Consider the following 15,264-nt stretch of genomic DNA (forward strand, 5'->3'; position numbering starts at 1 on the left):
TAAAGATTGCGCGGTATTGCTGATCCCTGTCGCATCGCGACAGGACGCTTCCCCTTTCAAGGAACTGAGCCTATGTTGCAACGTCAAACCCGCAGTGAAACCAGCCGTGTGCGCCTCTGGATCCTGTGTCTGATCCTGTTTCTGTCGGTGGTGGCCTATGCTGACCGTTCGATCCTGTCGATCTCCGGTTCCGCAATCAAAGAGGAGTTTGGTCTTTCAGCGATCCAGCTTGGCCTGATCCTCTCCGCCTTCAGCTGGGCTTACGTGATTGGTCAGATCCCCGGCGGCCTGCTGCTCGACCGCTTTGGCACCAAAAAAGTCTACGGCGCGACGCTGGTGCTCTGGTCGGTCTCCACGCTGCTGATGGGCTTTGTCGGTGAGTTCTCCGCCGGCGTAACCATGACGCTGACGCTGATGTTTGCGCTGCGTTTTGCGCTGGGGCTGATAGAAGCGCCGAGCTTTCCCGCCAACGCCCGCGCGGTCATTATGTGGTTTCCCGGAGCCGAACGCGGCCGCGCCTCATCGCTGTTTGCCTCGGCGCAATATTTTGCCGTCGCCATTTTTTCGCCCATCTCAGGCTGGCTGGTCATGCGGTTTGGCTGGGAGTGGCCGTTCTTCGTGCTGGGCACCATCGGCATTCTGGCCGTGTTTGGCTGGATGGCGTGGATGCACACGCCGCGTCAACATCCGCGCGTGACAAAAAGCGAGCTGGACTACATTGAGCAGGGCGGTGCGCTGGTGGATATTGATGCCGCAGAGACGCTGAAAGCCCGTCCTCCGGTCGATAAACGCATGTTTAAACTGCTGCTCAGCAGCCGCATGCTGTGGTGCGCCTATCTGGGGCAGTACTGCACGATTGCACTCAGCTACTTCTTCATTACCTGGTTCCCTATCTATCTGGTTCAGGCGCGCGGCATGAATATCATGGATGCCGGTTTTGCCACCATTGCGCCGGCGCTGTTTGGATTTCTTGGCGGCATCAGCGGCGGTTTCCTCTCTGACAGGCTGCTGGCGCGCGGCTGGAGCCTCTCCTGGGCGCGCAAGGGGCCGTTTATCGCCGGTATGGTGATGGCGGCTTCGCTGACGCTGGCCGCGGTGATCCCGAGCAACGCCGGTATTATCGCTATCATGTCTTTCGCGTTCTTCGGCAAGGGCGTGGCGGCGGGGGCGGGCACCTGGACCATTGTCAGCGATACCGCGCCAAAAGAGGCGGTAGGGCTGGCGGGTGCCATCTTCAACGGTATCGGCAATATGGCTGGCTTCATCACGCCGCTGCTGTTTGGCATTATCGTCGGCCTGACCGGCAGCTACAGCGTCGGCCTGCTGTTTGTTGGCGCGCACTGTATTATCGCGGCCCTGCTGTTTCTGCTGGTGATGGGGCCGATTCAGCGCGCAGAGAGCCAGACGCCTGCGGGCCAGACGCGCACGCCGCGCCGTGAGCAGGGCGAAGGCGCTCTGAGCCGGTAGTCTGTTCACCGCCACCGGTAAAGGGCACCCGCGGGAAAATGTGCGCTTTACCGGCGGGCTCACAGCCGCACAAAACGCCTCTGAAGATTTTTTGATCAGCTGCCGATACCCCTCCTGACCATCCACAGCGAGTCAGGAGAGTACGTGTGATAAAGCTGATTTCCGTGGACGAACTGCAAGAGGGCATGTTTATCCACAAACTTGAGGTCTGGTGGCTGAAAGATCGGCGCATTCGCAACCTTATGCTGATCACTGACCGCCGCCAGATCGCCATGATCCGCAGTGAAGGGATCCGCCAGGTCTGGATCGATCTCGATAAGTCGGTGCCGATCCCGCACAGCCAGCCCGTCAGAGCGCCGGTTGCGGAGAGTGCCTTTTTCCGCGAGCTGGATCAGGCGCAGCAGATTTTCGCCCAGGGCAAGCCGCGCGTGCTGGCGATGTTTAATGAGGCCCGTATGGGGCAGCGCCTCGATCTCAGCTTCACGCTCGATCTGGTTGATCAGATAGCGGGATCGATTGCGCGTGAGCCTTCAGCGCTGCTCAGCGTGGCGCGCCTGAAAAATCACGATGACTACACCTATCTGCACTCCATGGCGGTGTGCGGGCTGATGATCTCGCTCGGGAAGAAACTGGGGCTGGAGGCCGACCGGCTGCGTCGCGCAGGCATGGCTGGCCTGCTGCACGACGTCGGCAAAGCGGCCGTGCCGCTGGCGATCCTCAATAAGCCCGGCAAGCTGAGCGACGATGAGTTCGCGGTCATGCGTGAACACCCGATTGTTGGCGCGCAGATGTTGATGGAGGCGGATGCGGGCTACGATCTGCTGGATGTGGCGCTGCATCATCACGAAAAATTTGACGGCAGCGGCTACCCGCACGGCCTGCGCGGCGAGGAGATCACGCTCTATGCCCGCATGGCCTCCGTCTGTGATGTCTATGACGCGCTCACCTCGCATCGTCCCTACCGTAAAGGCTGGACGCCTGCAGAAGCGATGCACAATATGCTGAGCTGGCGCGGCCATTTCGATCCCGCGCTGCTGCACAGTTTTGTACGGTCGATTGGCATCTATCCGGTCGGATCGCTGGTACGTCTGGCGTCGGGACGGGTCGCGCTGGTGGTGCAGGCGGGTGAAAAATCGCTGCTGAAGCCTAAACTGCACGTCTTCTGGTCGCTGCATGCCCGGCGCGAAGTGAAACCGGAAATTGTCGATTTAGGCGACAGCTTCTGTACCGACAGCATTACCGGTGCTGAAGAGGGGTCGCTGTGGCAGAACATCGACCTTAACCGCGTCTGGGCGCTGGAAAGCGCTTAATTTTACGCCATATTTATACTTTCTTTACGCCCGTCCTCCGCCTTTTTATCCCTTCTTTATGCCGCGCCGCGCATGCTTGTCGCACTACTGACTACTCCGGAGGTTGCTGTGAGCGTGGGCGTAATAGCGGGCATTGTGCTGCTGATTTTGTTACTGGGCTATCTGGTTTATGCCCTGCTTAATGCGGAGGCATTCTGATGGCGGCGAATGCATTCTTACTGATCGCGCTGTTTCTGCTGGTGCTGATGGCGCTGGCGCAGCCGCTGGGTCGGTTTCTGGCGCGGCTGGTGGCGGATAAACCGCTGCTGCCGCGCACCGAGCACCTGCTGTGGCAGCTGACGGGCAGCGGCACAGCGGCGATGCGCTGGCAGCACTATCTGCTGGCGCTGCTGCTGTTTAACGCCGTAGGCTTCGTGGTGCTGCTGGCGATACTGATGCTGCAGGGGGCGCTGCCGCTTAATCCGCAGCAGATGCCGGGCCTGAGCTGGGATCTGGCGTTTAACACCGCGGTAAGCTTTGTCACCAATACCAACTGGCAGGCGTATGGCGGTGAGAGCAGCCTGAGCTACTTCAGCCAGATGGCGGGGCTGACGGTACAAAACTTTCTCTCTGCGGCAACCGGTATCGCCGTAGCGTTTGCCCTGATACGCGGGTTTGCTAACCGCTCGCTGGCGACGCTCGGCAACGCCTGGCGTGACCTGACGCGCATCACGCTCTACGTCCTGCTGCCGCTCAGCCTGGTGATTGCGCTGTTTTATGTCAGCCAGGGCACCATCCAGAGCTTTGCGGCGTATCATACCCTCACCACGCTGGAGGGCGCACAGCAGACGCTGCCGCTCGGTCCGGTAGCCTCACAGGAAGCCATCAAGATGCTCGGCACCAACGGCGGTGGGTTCTTTAACGCGAACTCTGCCCACCCGTTTGAGAATCCGACCGCCCTGACCAACTTTGTTCAGATGCTGAGCATTTTCCTGATCCCGGCGTCGCTCTGCTTTACGTTCGGGCAGCACCTGAACGATCGCCGGCAGGGCCATATGCTGCTGTGGAGCATGAGTATTCTGTTTGTCCTCGCGGCCTCGGCGGTGATGTGGGCAGAGGTACGGGGCAACCCGCATTTCCTGGCGCTGGGCGCTGACAGCGCGCTCAACATGGAGGGCAAGGAGACGCGCTTCGGCATACTCAACTCGGGCCTGTTCGCGGTAATTACCACGGCAGCCTCCTGCGGCGCGGTTAATGCAATGCATGACTCCTTTACCGCGCTGGGCGGCATGGTGCCGATGTGGCTGATGCAGCTGGGCGAAGTGGTATTCGGCGGCGTGGGCGCAGGGCTGTACGGCATGCTGCTGTTCGTTCTGCTGGCGGTGTTTATCGCCGGGCTGATGATCGGGCGCACGCCGGAGTATCGCGGTAAAAAAATCGACGTGTGGGAGATGAAAATGACCGCGCTGGCGATTCTGGTCACGCCCGCGCTGGTGCTGCTGGGTACCGCACTGGCGCTGATGACCGATGCCGGTCGCGCGGCGATGGCCAACCCCGGCATTCACGGATTCAGCGAAATACTCTATGCGGTCTCATCTGCGGCAAATAACAACGGCAGCGCTTTTGCCGGACTCAGCGCCAACACGCCGTTCTGGAACCTGCTGCTCGGCGTCTGCATGCTGGCTGGCCGCTTCGGCATCATTATTCCGGTCATGGCGATTGCCGGATCGCTGGCGGCGAAAAACGTTCAGCCCGCGGGTAACGGTACGCTGCCGACGCACGGCCCGTTGTTTATCGGCCTGCTCACAGGCACCGTGCTGCTGGTGGGTGCGCTGACCTTTATTCCCGCGCTGGCGCTTGGGCCGGTCGCGGAACATCTGCAACTGATTCAGGAATAACGCAATCATGAGTCGTCAACAACTGGCGCTGTTTGATGCGCAGCTGACCCGCACCGCGCTGCTGGATGCGGTAAAAAAACTCGATCCGCGCGTGCAGTTTCGCAACCCGGTGATGTTTCTGGTATGGCTGGGCAGCGTGCTGACGTCGCTGCTGGCCGGCGGCATGCTGGCGGGCTGGCTGAGCGGCAGCGCCGGCTTTACCGGCGCCATTGCCTTCTGGCTCTGGATAACCGTGCTGTTCGCCAGCTTTGCAGAAGCGCTGGCGGAAGGGCGCAGCAAGGCGCAGGCCAACAGCCTGAAAGGCATTAAGAAAACCAGCGAGGCGAAGAAGCTTGCGGCAGCGCACTATGGTGCTGCATGGCAGCCAGTCTCTGCGGATACGCTGCGCAAAGGTGACGTGGTCCTGGTTGAGGCGGGCGATGTGATCCCGTGCGACGGCGATGTACTGGAGGGCGGCGCGTCGGTAGATGAGAGCGCCATTACCGGCGAATCGGCGCCGGTGATACGCGAGTCCGGCGGTGATTTTGCTTCCGTTACCGGCGGCACGCGCATTCTGTCTGACTGGCTGGTGATCCGGTGCAGCGTCAATCCGGGCGAAACCTTTCTCGATCGGATGATCGCCATGGTGGAGGGCGCAAAACGTCGTAAAACCCCGAATGAGGTCGCGCTGACCATTCTGCTGGTTTCACTGACCATCGTATTTCTGCTGGTGACCGCCACGCTGTGGCCATTTTCCGCGTACGGCGGTACACCGGTCAGCGTCACGGTACTGGTGGCGCTGCTGGTCTGTCTTATTCCCACCACGATTGGTGGCCTGCTGTCGGCCATTGGCGTGGCGGGCATGAGCCGCATGCTGGGGGCAAACGTGATCGCCACCAGCGGACGCGCGGTGGAGGCGGCAGGGGACGTTGACGTGCTGCTGCTGGATAAAACCGGCACCATCACGCTCGGTAATCGCCAGGCGACGCAGTTTCTGCCCGCGCCAGGCGTCAGCGAAGAGCAGCTGGCGGATGCGGCACAGCTCGCCTCTCTGGCAGATGAAACGCCGGAAGGACGCAGCATTGTGGTGCTGGCGAAGCAGCGGTTTAACCTGCGCGAACGCGATCTCAGCGCAATGGGCGCCAGCTTTATCCCTTTTTCCGCTCAGACCCGCATGAGCGGCGTGAACGTGCAGGATCGGCTGATCCGTAAAGGCGCCGTGGACGCCGTGCGCCGCTATATCGACGCCGGCAATGGACGCTTTCCGGCGGAGGTCAACGCCCGGGTTGAGGAGGTCGCGCGCGCGGGCGGCACGCCGCTGGTGGTAGCCGAAGGCGCGCAGGTTCTGGGCGTGGTGGCGTTGAAAGACATTGTCAAAGGCGGCATCAAAGAGCGTTTTGCTGAACTGCGCCGGATGGGCATTAAAACCGTGATGATCACCGGCGACAACCCGCTGACCGCAGCGGCTATCGCCGCAGAGGCGGGCGTGGATGACTTTCTGTCAGAAGCGACGCCGGAGGCTAAACTGGCGCTGATCCGTCAGTATCAGTCAGAAGGACGGCTGGTCGCGATGACCGGCGACGGCACCAACGATGCGCCTGCGCTGGCGCAGGCGGATGTCGCGGTGGCGATGAACTCCGGCACCCAGGCGGCGAAAGAGGCGGGGAACATGGTCGATCTCGACTCGAATCCGACCAAGCTGCTGGAGGTGGTGCATATCGGTAAGCAGATGCTGATGACGCGGGGGTCGCTGACCACCTTTAGCATCGCCAACGACGTGGCGAAATATTTTGCCATCATTCCGGCGGCGTTTGCCGTGACCTACCCGCAGCTCAGTATGCTCAATATCATGGCGCTGCACTCTCCCGCCTCCGCGATCCTGTCGGCGGTGATCTTCAACGCACTGGTGATTGTGTTTCTTATTCCGCTGGCGCTGAAAGGGGTGAGTTACCGGCCGGTGAGCGCGGCAGCGCTGCTGCGACGCAATCTGTGGATTTACGGTGCGGGCGGGCTGGTGGTGCCTTTTATCGGTATTAAAGCGATTGACCTGCTGCTCACGCTGTCAGGCCTGGTGTAAGGAGAAGAGAGATGAGTCAGTTACGTCCGGCTGTTGTATTGTTTATGGTGCTGATGCTGTTTACCGGTGCTCTCTATCCGCTGCTGACCACCGGGCTGGCACAGTGGTGGTTTCCGCAGCAGGCGAGCGGTTCGCTGCTGAGGCAGGCGGGCAGCGTGCGCGGCTCAGCGCTGATTGGGCAGCAGTTCACTCAGCCCGGCTATTTCCAGGGTCGGCCATCGGCTACGGCGGAGCGGCCTTATAACGCGCAGGCTTCCGGTGGCAGCAACCTGGCCGGGAGTAACCCGGCGCTGGACAGCGCCGTCGCCGCGCGCGTGGCCGCGCTGCGGGCGGCGAATCCGCAGGCGCCGTCAGCGGTGCCGGTGGAGCTGGTCACCGCTTCAGGCAGCGGCCTGGATCCGGATATCTCTCCTGAAGCCGCGCTGTGGCAGGCACCGCGCATTGCGGCAGCGCGCAATATGACGCTGAAAGACGTTGAGGCGCTGATTGCGCGTAACACCGGGCGTCCGCTGCTGCCGTTTATCGGCGAAGAGACGGTGAACGTGCTGCGGCTCAATATGGCGCTGGATAATTTGCAGGGATGAGGCACATTCGGTGCGCATAAATGCGCCCCCTACATTGTAGGGTCGCCATTAATGGCGACCGTTTCGATGCGCGGGCCACGGCTCAATATGGCGCTGGATGATTAGCAGGGATAAGGTGCATCCGGTGCGCATAAATGCGCCCCCTACGTTGTAGGGTCGCCATTAATGGCGACCGTTTCGATGCACGTGCTGCGGCTCAATATGGCGCTGGATAATTTGTAGTGATGTGGTGCATCCGGTGCGCATAAATGCGCCCCTACAACGTAGGGTCGCCATTTATGGCGACCGTTTTGATGCACGTGCTGCGGCTCAATATGGCGCTGGATGATTTGCAGGGATGAGGTGCATCCGGTGCGCATAAATGCGCACCCTACAACGTAGGGTCGCCATTTATGGCGACCGTTTCGATGCGCGTGCTGCGGCTCAATATGGCGCTGGATGATTTGCAGGGATGAGGCGCATCCGGTGCGCATAAATGCGCCCCCTGCAACGTAGGGTCGCCATTTATGGCGACCGTTTCGATGCGCGGAACACGGCGTAACGCCATTTATGGCGACCGTTTCAATGTGCGGACCACCGCGTAACGCCATTTATGGCGACCGTTTCACCGATCGTACGGAACTCACTATTTGAACGACATGAATGACGAACAGCCCCGTCCGGACCCCGATGCGCTGCTGCTCAGCCACAGCGACAGCCACCGCGGCAAGCTGAAAATCTATTTTGGTGCCTGTGCCGGCGTGGGTAAAACCTTTGCGATGCTGCAGGAGGCACAGCGGCTGCGCGCGCAGGGGCTGGATGTGCTGGCCGGTATCGTGGAAACCCACAATCGCGCAGAAACCGCCGCGCTGCTGCATGGCCTGACGCTGCTGCCGCGTCGCACCACCGGTCGCTCGCACCATACGGAGTTCGATCTGGATGCGGCGCTGGCGCGTCATCCGGCGGTGATCCTGATGGATGAGCTGGCGCATACCAACGTTCAGGGCGCGCGCCATCCCAAACGCTGGCAGGATATTGACGAGCTGCTTGATGCCGGCATTGATGTCATCACTACGGTTAACGTGCAGCACCTTGAAAGCCTGAATGACGTAGTGGCCGGTATCACCGGAATTCAGGTGCGCGAAACCGTGCCCGACCCCTTTTTTGACAGCGCGGATGAGGTGGTGCTGGTGGACCTGCCGCCGGACGATCTGCGTCAGCGGCTGAAAGAGGGCAAAGTCTACGTCGGCGACCGGGCCGAGCGCGCGATTGAAAACTTTTTCCGCAAAGGCAATCTGTTTGCGCTGCGTGAACTGGCGCTGCGCCGCACCGCCGATCGCGTGGACGATCAGATGCGCGCCTGGCGTGACCAGCAGGGACGCGATCGCGTCTGGCATACGCGGGATGCGATTCTGCTCTGTATTGGTGATGATACCGGCAGTGAAAAGCTGGTGCGAACCGCCGCACGTCTGGCCGCGCGGCTCGGCAGCGTCTGGCACGCCGTTTATGTGGAAACCCCGCGCCTGCATCGCCTGCCGGAGGCGCAGCGACGGGCGATCCTGCGTACGCTGCAGCTGGCGCAGGAGCTGGGCGCGGAAACGGCCACGCTCGCCGATCCTGATGAAGTACGCGCGGTGCTGCGCTACGCACGCGAGCATAATCTGGGCAAAATTGTCGCCGGGCGCCAGCCGCACCGGCGCTTCCGCCGCGACAGCTTCGCCCAGCGTCTCGGCGAGCTGGGGCCGGATCTCGATCTGCTGGTCGTGGCGCTGGATGAGCCGCTGCGCCCGGCGCTGCATGCGGCCAGCAGCAAACCGGTCAGCAGCGATAAGTGGCGGCTGCGGCTGCGCGGCTGCATCATGGCGCTGCTGCTCTGCCTTGCGGTGACGTTTATCGGACGCGGCCTGCTTGCAGAGTTCGATAGCGCCAACGCCGTCATGATCTATCTGCTGTCGGTCGTGCTGGTGGCACTGCGCTACGGGCGCTGGCCCTCGGTGTTTGCCACCGTGATCAATATCGTCGCGTTTGATCTGATGTTTGTCGCGCCCACCGGCACCGTCGCCGTCTCTGACCTGCAGTATCTGGTCACCTTTGGCGTGATGCTAGCGGTCGGCGTGATCGTAGGAAATCTCACCGCCGGCGTGCGCTACCAGGCCAGGGTGGCGCGCTATCGCGAGCAGCGCGCCCGCTATCTCTATGAAATGGCGAAATCGCTCGGCAGCGCGCTGACGCCGCAGGATATTGCCGCTACCGCACAGCGGGTGATTGAGGTGACGCTGCAGGCGCGCAGTCAGCTGCTGCTGCCCGATGAGCAGGGGGAGCTGCAGGCAACCGGACCGGACTTACGCGGCACGCCGCCCGATGCCGGAATCGCAAAATGGAGCTACAGCAAAGGTCAGCCTGCCGGCGCCGGCACCGATACGCTGCCGGCCGTGCCCTACCAGATTGTTCCGCTGAAGAGCGGCCAGCAGTGCCGGGGTCTGCTGGTGGTTGAGCCGGAGAACCTGCGCCAGCTGATGATCCCGGAGCAGCAACGGCTGGTGGAGACGTTTACCGTGCTGATCGCCAACGCGCTGGAGCGCATGGCGCTGACGCAGAGCGAAGCGGCTTCGCGCCTCGCAGCAGAGCGCGAGCAGCTGCGCAATGCGCTGCTATCGGCACTGTCACACGATTTACGCACGCCGCTGACGGTGCTGTTTGGTCAGGCAGAGATGCTGATGCTCGATCTGGCGCATGCGCAGTCGCCGTTTGTCGCGCAGGCCGGCCAGATCCGTGAACAGACGCTGAGCACGATTCGTCTGGTCAGCAATATGCTGGATATGGCGCGCATTCAGTCCGGCGGCCTGCAGCTGCGCGAAGAGTGGGTGGCGCTGGATGAGGTGATCGATGGCGCGCTGCGCAGCATGGGGCCGATGCTTAAAGGCCACGCGTTTGAGCTGGCGCTGCCGTCCGAGCTGGTACTGATTAAAGGCGACAGCGCGATGCTGGAGCGGGTATTTTCCAATCTGATTGAGAACAGCCTGAAGTATGCCGGTAACGCGGCGCAGCACGGTATTCGCGCCTGGCGCGACGGCAGCAGGCTGGAGATTGGCGTCTGGGACAGCGGGCCGGGCATCGCGGGCGACAGCCTGACGCAGATTTTTGAAAAGTTTGCCCGGGGTGATAAAGAGTCTGCCGTACCGGGGGTCGGACTGGGGCTGGCGATCAGCAAGACCATCACTGAAGCGCATCGCGGACGCATCTGGGCGGAAAACCGTGCCAGCGGCGGCGCTGAGTTTCGTCTGTCGCTCCCGCTCCCGGCGCCGCCGGAAATTTCCGAGGCCGCACTTAAATAACTTCACACAAGTTCGGGTATACTCGGCAGCTTCGCTGCTAACTTATGGAAACTTATGGAACGTTTTACCGAAAACCTGATGTATTCATCCCGCTGGCTGCTGGCACCGGTTTACATTGGACTTTCGCTGGGCCTGCTGGCGCTGACCGTTAAATTTTTTCAGGAAATTTTCCATCTGCTGCCGAACATCCTCAGCATTGCGGAAAACGATCTGATCCTGCTGCTGCTGTCGCTGGTTGACATGACGCTGGTCGGAGGGCTGCTGGTGATGGTGATGCTCTCCGGCTATGAAAACTTTGTCTCGAAGCTCGATATCGCCGAACACAAAGAGAAGCTGAGCTGGCTGGGCAAGATGGACTCCGGCTCGCTTAAGAATAAAGTCGCCGCCTCCATTGTGGCGATCTCCTCTATCCATCTGCTGCGTATCTTTATGGATGCGCGCAACGTCGCCAACGACAAGCTGATGTGGTACGTGATCATCCATCTGACCTTTGTGCTCTCCGCGTTTGTTATGGGCTGGCTGGATAACATGTCAAAAATGGAGAAAAAGCACGCTGGCTGATCTGCTCAGCGTGCCGGGGGGCGGGTGCCGAGCAGCTGCGGCATGACCGTTTTAATCAGCGTAAAAAAATGGCGCAGCCTTGCCGGATAGTAGCTGGCCCACGGGTAGGTCAGCCAGACCGGCAGCGGCGGCGCCTGCCACGCCGGCAGCAGCTGCACCAGCGCGCCGCTCTCCAGATCGTCCTGTACCACCCACGATGAAACCAGCGCCACGCCCATTCCGGCCAGCGCGGCCTTGCGCACCGCATAAAGGCTGTCGCTGGCGAGCCGCGGCGCGATCGCCAGGTTCACCATTGCGCTATCGCTGACGCGCTGCAGCGCAATCTCATTGCGATAAAAGCTGGTCAGCGCCAGCCACGGCAGCTGTGTCAGTTCTTCTGCCTGCGTCACGGGCGGATGGGCGGCCAGCAGCGCCGGCGCTGCCACTACAATACGCGGCACTTCCGCCAGCAGCACGGCCACAATGCCCGGATCGTCCGGCGCACCAACCTGAATCGCACAGTCCACGTTTTCACTGATAAAGTCCGGCGTGCGATCGTTAAGCATCCACTCTACATTCAGACGCGGATAACGCTCCAGCCAGGCGACCAGCGGCGTAATCAGCTGATCCTGCCCGAAAGCGTGCGGTGCGCGCACCCGCAGCGTGCCCGCTGGCTCGTCATGTGAGCCGGTCAGTTCATCCTCCAGCGCGTACCACGTTGCCAGCAGCTGGCGCGCCTGCGTATAGCAGCGCTCTCCGTCATCGGTCAGCTTGAGCGCATGGGTGGTGCGCAGTATCAGCTTCAGGCCGAGATAGTGCTCCAGCGCCTGCAGCCGGCGGCTGACGGTGGGCTGGGTGGTATTAAGCTGCCGCGCGGCGGCGGAGAGGGAGCCACTCTCAACGATACGGATAAAGGTCTGCATCAGGGCAATACGATCGGTGCTGGTCAGGTTATTCATACGTACCACGCATAACGGTTGTGTCCTGTCACACTCTACCGCGTATGGCTGCCGCGCGCTTTAATAGGCGCAACTTTTCAGGAGAGTCACCTATGTCTGTTTTATTGTCATCTGCCCGTCGCGCAGAAACGCTTCCCGCTCCGCTGCTGTTTACGCTTGCCGCCGGTGCCGGCCTGAGCGTCGCCTCTATCTACTACAGTCAGCCCATGCTGGATATCATCAGTAAAACGTTTAATACCGGCATCAGCAGCACCGGTATGGTGCCGATGCTGACGCAGGCGGGCTATGCGCTGGGGATCCTGCTGCTGGCCCCGCTGGGCGATCGCCACGACCGGCGGACCATTATTCTGATTAAGGGGCTTCTGCTGGTGGCCTCGCTGCTGCTGTGTGGCTTTGCCGGCGGAATCGGCGCGCTGCTGATCGCCAGCTTTGTCACCGGGCTGACCGCTACCGTCGCGCAGGATATTGTGCCCGCCTCTGCCGCGCTGGCACCGGAGCATCGCCGGGGCAAGACGGTTGGCGTGGTAATGACCGGGCTGCTGGCGGGCATTCTGCTGTCGCGCGTGATCAGCGGCCTGGTGGCGGAGTATGCCGGCTGGCGTACGCTCTATTTTATCGCTGCGGGTGCCATGCTGCTGATGACGCTGGCGCTCTGGCGCGTGCTGCCGCGCTTCACACCCGGTACCGCCGTCAGCTATCCGCGCCTGCTGCTGTCGCTGGCGCAGCTGTGGCGTCAGCATCAGACGCTGCGCCGCGCCGCGCTGGCACAGGGGCTGCTATCGGTGGGATTCAGCGCCTTCTGGTCAACGCTGGCGCTGATGCTGAGCGAGCGCTTTCATTTCGACAGTGCCATCGCGGGTGCGTTTGGCCTGGCGGGCGCGGCAGGGGCGCTGGCTGCTCCGCTGGCCGGCAGCGTAGCCGATCGCATCGGTCCGGCGCGGGTGACGCAGTATGGCTCTGCGCTGGTGATGGTGTCGTTCGCGCTGATGTTTCTGCTGCCGCTGCTGCCGCTGGCGGCGCAGCCGGGCGTGATTATCCTGAGTACGGTGGGATTTGATCTGGGGGTGCAGGCGACGCTGGTGGCGCATCAGACGCTGGTCTACAGCCTGGCACCTGAGGCGCGCAGCCGCCTGAATGCCCTGATGTTTACCGTGGTGTTTGTCGGCATGGCCGCCGGCGCGGCCCTCGGCAGCCTGGCGCTGGCGCATTTTGGCTGGAACGGCGTGGTCACGCTGGCAACGACGGCGGCGGCGCTGGCGCTGCTGGTACGCCTGGGCAGTGCGCATCTCAGACACTAATTTTCAATCCTGTGCCAGGCTTAAGGGAGTTATGTTTTTGAAAAGCGGAGCGTTATGAATTTCCTTGCCTGGACCGCCGTTGTCGGCGGTCTGTTACTGATCATGTCACTGGCCTCCGGCTGGATCCACCGCGGGCCGGTGACCTCATTTGGCCTCTATCTTATCGCCGGGATTATCTGCGGTCCCTGGGTGCTGGACCTGCTGCGTATCGATATTGTTGGTCACTCTGAGCTGGTGGCGCATATCACCGAAATCACCATGGCCGCGTCGCTGTTTATCACCGGTCTGAAGCTGCGCCTGCCGCTGAAAGCGCACGCCTGGCGGGTCGGACTGCGGCTGGCGTTTCCGGCGATGCTGCTGACGGTAGGCGGTATGGCTTGTCTGGTGCACTGGATCACCGGCTTTAACTGGCCGCTGTCGCTGGCGTTTGGCGCCATTGTTGCGCCAACCGATCCGGTGCTGGCCAGCCTGATTTCAGTCAACGATGCGCGCGATGATGATGCGCTGCGCGTTGCGCTCTCCAGCGAGGCGGGAATGAACGATGGCTCGGCGCTGCCGCTGCTGATCCTGGCGCTGCTGCTGATGCGCCCGGAAGGCTTTGATCTCGCCAGCCTGGGGGAGTGGGCGACGCTGGATGTGCTCTGGTCTATTGGCGGGGGGATTGCAATTGGCTATCTGCTGGGGCGCGTTATCGGCCAGCTCGCGGCGCGGCTGCGCAGCGCGCACGACGATGTGGCGCCAAACGATTTTCTCGCGCTGGCGCTTATTGCGTTCAGCTATGCCGCCTCGCAGGCGCTGGATGCCTCCGGCTTCCTGGCAACCTTTGCTGCAGGCGTCGGCCTGCGGCGCGCTGAACTGCGCGTCACGCGCTGTTTTCCGCTGGAAGATCTGCCGGAGGAGAAGCAGCATCTGCCGGCTGAAGTCATGGTGAATCCTAATCAGCGCGTGCGGCAGAGCGGCGGCGGCATGGTTAAGTCCGTGGGTCTGGTCATTGGCGATGCGCTCTCATTTGGCGATACGGTAGAGCGCCTGCTGGCTGCCGCGCTGATGGTGGTGCTGGGCATTACGCTGGCGCACCACTGGAATCCGATGGGCATTGGCCTGGCGCTGCTGCTGTTTGTCGTGGTGCGGCCGCTGGCGGTCTGGCTCACCACCTGGCGCTGTGAAATGCCGCGCGCGCGCCGGCTGCTGATTGGCTGGCTCGGCATTCGCGGAATTGGCAGTATCAACTATATCGCTTTTGCCTGGGTGCACGGCCTGCAGGGCGCAGAAGCGCAGCAGATGGTGGATATGGCCCTGACCATTGTAGTATGCAGCGTGGTGCTGCACGGTATCACGGTGACACCGCTTTTAAACTGGCGTGCTGCCCGCCAGGCGGCACGCACGCAACAGGATGAAACCTGAGTTTCCGGAAACAACAGGAGCTTTTATGAAACGCTTATTGATTGCCCTGACGGGCTTAACCCTTTCCGCCAGCGCGCTGGCAGCAGATGCGGATGCGCAGGAAAATATTTACGCCGGCCAGCTCTGCCATCTGGTCAGCAGTGAACAGAAAACCGGTGACATGGAGAGCTATACCGCGAAGCTGAAAGCGCAAATGGCCGCCAGCCAGTCACCTTCTGCGATGAACAAGACTGAATTTGATGAAGAGATCGCGCAGGAAGTGATCAATGGCTGGCTGGAACTCGGTGAAGAGGAGCGCGGTAAGCTGCGTCACGATCAGCAGCAGTGCGAGCAGACCGTCATGACGCAGTTTCAGCAGCAGGATTAAGCCGCCGCTTTGCGGTATGTGCCGCAGCGGCAGCCATCACGTTTTACGCGCCTTTTATGGCGCGTTTTTTTATGGCTTTTTGGTGCGG

General features: G+C 61.6%; 12 protein-coding genes. 11 read left to right on the forward strand and 1 reads right to left on the reverse strand.

Annotated elements, in window-relative coordinates:
- The first annotated feature begins 72 nt into the window (after positions 1-72).
- From DBY66_RS14615 to DBY66_RS14650, 8 genes are all read left to right on the forward strand, one after another.
- Complete coding sequence (locus DBY66_RS14615; RefSeq protein ID WP_039381061.1) at positions 73-1,467, forward strand: MFS transporter; 1,395 nt, start codon at positions 73-75, stop codon at positions 1,465-1,467.
- Positions 1,468-1,613: 146 nt separating this feature from the next.
- Positions 1,614-2,777: an HD-GYP domain-containing protein gene (locus DBY66_RS14620; protein ID WP_039381059.1), complete on the forward strand. Its 1,164-nt coding sequence runs from the start codon at positions 1,614-1,616 to the stop codon at positions 2,775-2,777.
- A 108-nt stretch (positions 2,778-2,885) separates the two neighbouring features.
- Positions 2,886-2,975: a K(+)-transporting ATPase subunit F gene (gene kdpF, locus DBY66_RS14625; RefSeq protein WP_071669265.1), complete on the forward strand. Its 90-nt coding sequence runs from the start codon at positions 2,886-2,888 to the stop codon at positions 2,973-2,975.
- Entirely contained in the window at positions 2,975-4,654 is a 1,680-nt protein-coding gene (gene kdpA / locus DBY66_RS14630; protein ID WP_108570166.1) for a potassium-transporting ATPase subunit KdpA, read from the forward strand. Before kdpF ends, kdpA begins: the two co-directional genes overlap by 1 nt.
- A 7-nt stretch (positions 4,655-4,661) precedes the next feature.
- Positions 4,662-6,710, forward strand: coding sequence for a potassium-transporting ATPase subunit KdpB (gene kdpB / locus DBY66_RS14635; RefSeq protein ID WP_039381051.1), 2,049 nt, complete (start codon positions 4,662-4,664; stop codon positions 6,708-6,710).
- An 11-nt stretch (positions 6,711-6,721) separates the two neighbouring features.
- Positions 6,722-7,294, forward strand: coding sequence for a potassium-transporting ATPase subunit KdpC (gene kdpC, locus DBY66_RS14640; protein WP_108570167.1), 573 nt, complete (start codon positions 6,722-6,724; stop codon positions 7,292-7,294).
- Positions 7,295-7,932: 638 nt separating this feature from the next.
- Positions 7,933-10,608: a two-component system sensor histidine kinase KdpD gene (gene kdpD / locus DBY66_RS14645; RefSeq protein WP_108570168.1), complete on the forward strand. Its 2,676-nt coding sequence runs from the start codon at positions 7,933-7,935 to the stop codon at positions 10,606-10,608.
- Positions 10,609-10,662: 54 nt separating this feature from the next.
- On the forward strand, positions 10,663-11,169 hold the full coding sequence (locus tag DBY66_RS14650; RefSeq protein ID WP_039381043.1) for a TIGR00645 family protein: 507 nt from the start codon (positions 10,663-10,665) through the stop codon (positions 11,167-11,169).
- Between the two features lie 5 nt (positions 11,170-11,174).
- Here DBY66_RS14650 and DBY66_RS14655 read toward each other — a convergent pair whose 3' ends face one another.
- Positions 11,175-12,107: a LysR family transcriptional regulator gene (locus tag DBY66_RS14655; RefSeq protein ID WP_039381040.1), complete on the reverse strand. Its 933-nt coding sequence runs from the start codon at positions 12,105-12,107 to the stop codon at positions 11,175-11,177.
- A gap of 92 nt (positions 12,108-12,199) precedes the next feature.
- Here DBY66_RS14655 and DBY66_RS14660 point away from each other — a divergent pair, with 92 nt between their 5' ends.
- The 3 genes from DBY66_RS14660 to DBY66_RS14670 are packed head-to-tail and all read left to right on the forward strand — an operon-like array spanning position 12,200 to position 15,176.
- Complete coding sequence (locus tag DBY66_RS14660) at positions 12,200-13,405, forward strand: MFS transporter (RefSeq protein WP_108570169.1); 1,206 nt, start codon at positions 12,200-12,202, stop codon at positions 13,403-13,405.
- A gap of 54 nt (positions 13,406-13,459) precedes the next feature.
- Positions 13,460-14,809: a sodium:proton antiporter gene (locus tag DBY66_RS14665; RefSeq protein ID WP_039381038.1), complete on the forward strand. Its 1,350-nt coding sequence runs from the start codon at positions 13,460-13,462 to the stop codon at positions 14,807-14,809.
- Positions 14,810-14,834: 25 nt separating this feature from the next.
- Positions 14,835-15,176, forward strand: a complete 342-nt coding sequence (locus tag DBY66_RS14670) for a hypothetical protein (protein WP_108570170.1) — start codon at positions 14,835-14,837, stop codon at positions 15,174-15,176.
- Positions 15,177-15,264: the final 88 nt, after the last annotated feature.

The sequence above is a fragment of the Pantoea sp. RIT413 genome (genome assembly GCF_003057675.2).
Classification (GTDB): domain Bacteria; phylum Pseudomonadota; class Gammaproteobacteria; order Enterobacterales; family Enterobacteriaceae; genus Pantoea; species Pantoea eucrina.

Bases quoted from the DNA above. Each gene is read 5' to 3' on its own strand.
- DBY66_RS14615 (WP_039381061.1), top strand. From the start codon at position 73: ATGTTGCAACGTCAAACCCGCAGTGAAACCAGCCGTGTGCGCCTCTGG.
- kdpA (WP_108570166.1), top strand. From the start codon at position 2,975: ATGGCGGCGAATGCATTCTTACTGATCGCGCTGTTTCTGCTGGTGCTG.
- kdpB (WP_039381051.1), top strand. From the start codon at position 4,662: ATGAGTCGTCAACAACTGGCGCTGTTTGATGCGCAGCTGACCCGCACC.
- kdpC (WP_108570167.1), top strand. From the start codon at position 6,722: ATGAGTCAGTTACGTCCGGCTGTTGTATTGTTTATGGTGCTGATGCTG.
- kdpD (WP_108570168.1), top strand. From the start codon at position 7,933: ATGAATGACGAACAGCCCCGTCCGGACCCCGATGCGCTGCTGCTCAGC.
- DBY66_RS14650 (WP_039381043.1), top strand. From the start codon at position 10,663: ATGGAACGTTTTACCGAAAACCTGATGTATTCATCCCGCTGGCTGCTG.
- DBY66_RS14655 (WP_039381040.1), bottom strand. From the start codon at position 12,107: ATGAATAACCTGACCAGCACCGATCGTATTGCCCTGATGCAGACCTTT.
- DBY66_RS14660 (WP_108570169.1), top strand. From the start codon at position 12,200: ATGTCTGTTTTATTGTCATCTGCCCGTCGCGCAGAAACGCTTCCCGCT.
- DBY66_RS14665 (WP_039381038.1), top strand. From the start codon at position 13,460: ATGAATTTCCTTGCCTGGACCGCCGTTGTCGGCGGTCTGTTACTGATC.
- DBY66_RS14670 (WP_108570170.1), top strand. From the start codon at position 14,835: ATGAAACGCTTATTGATTGCCCTGACGGGCTTAACCCTTTCCGCCAGC.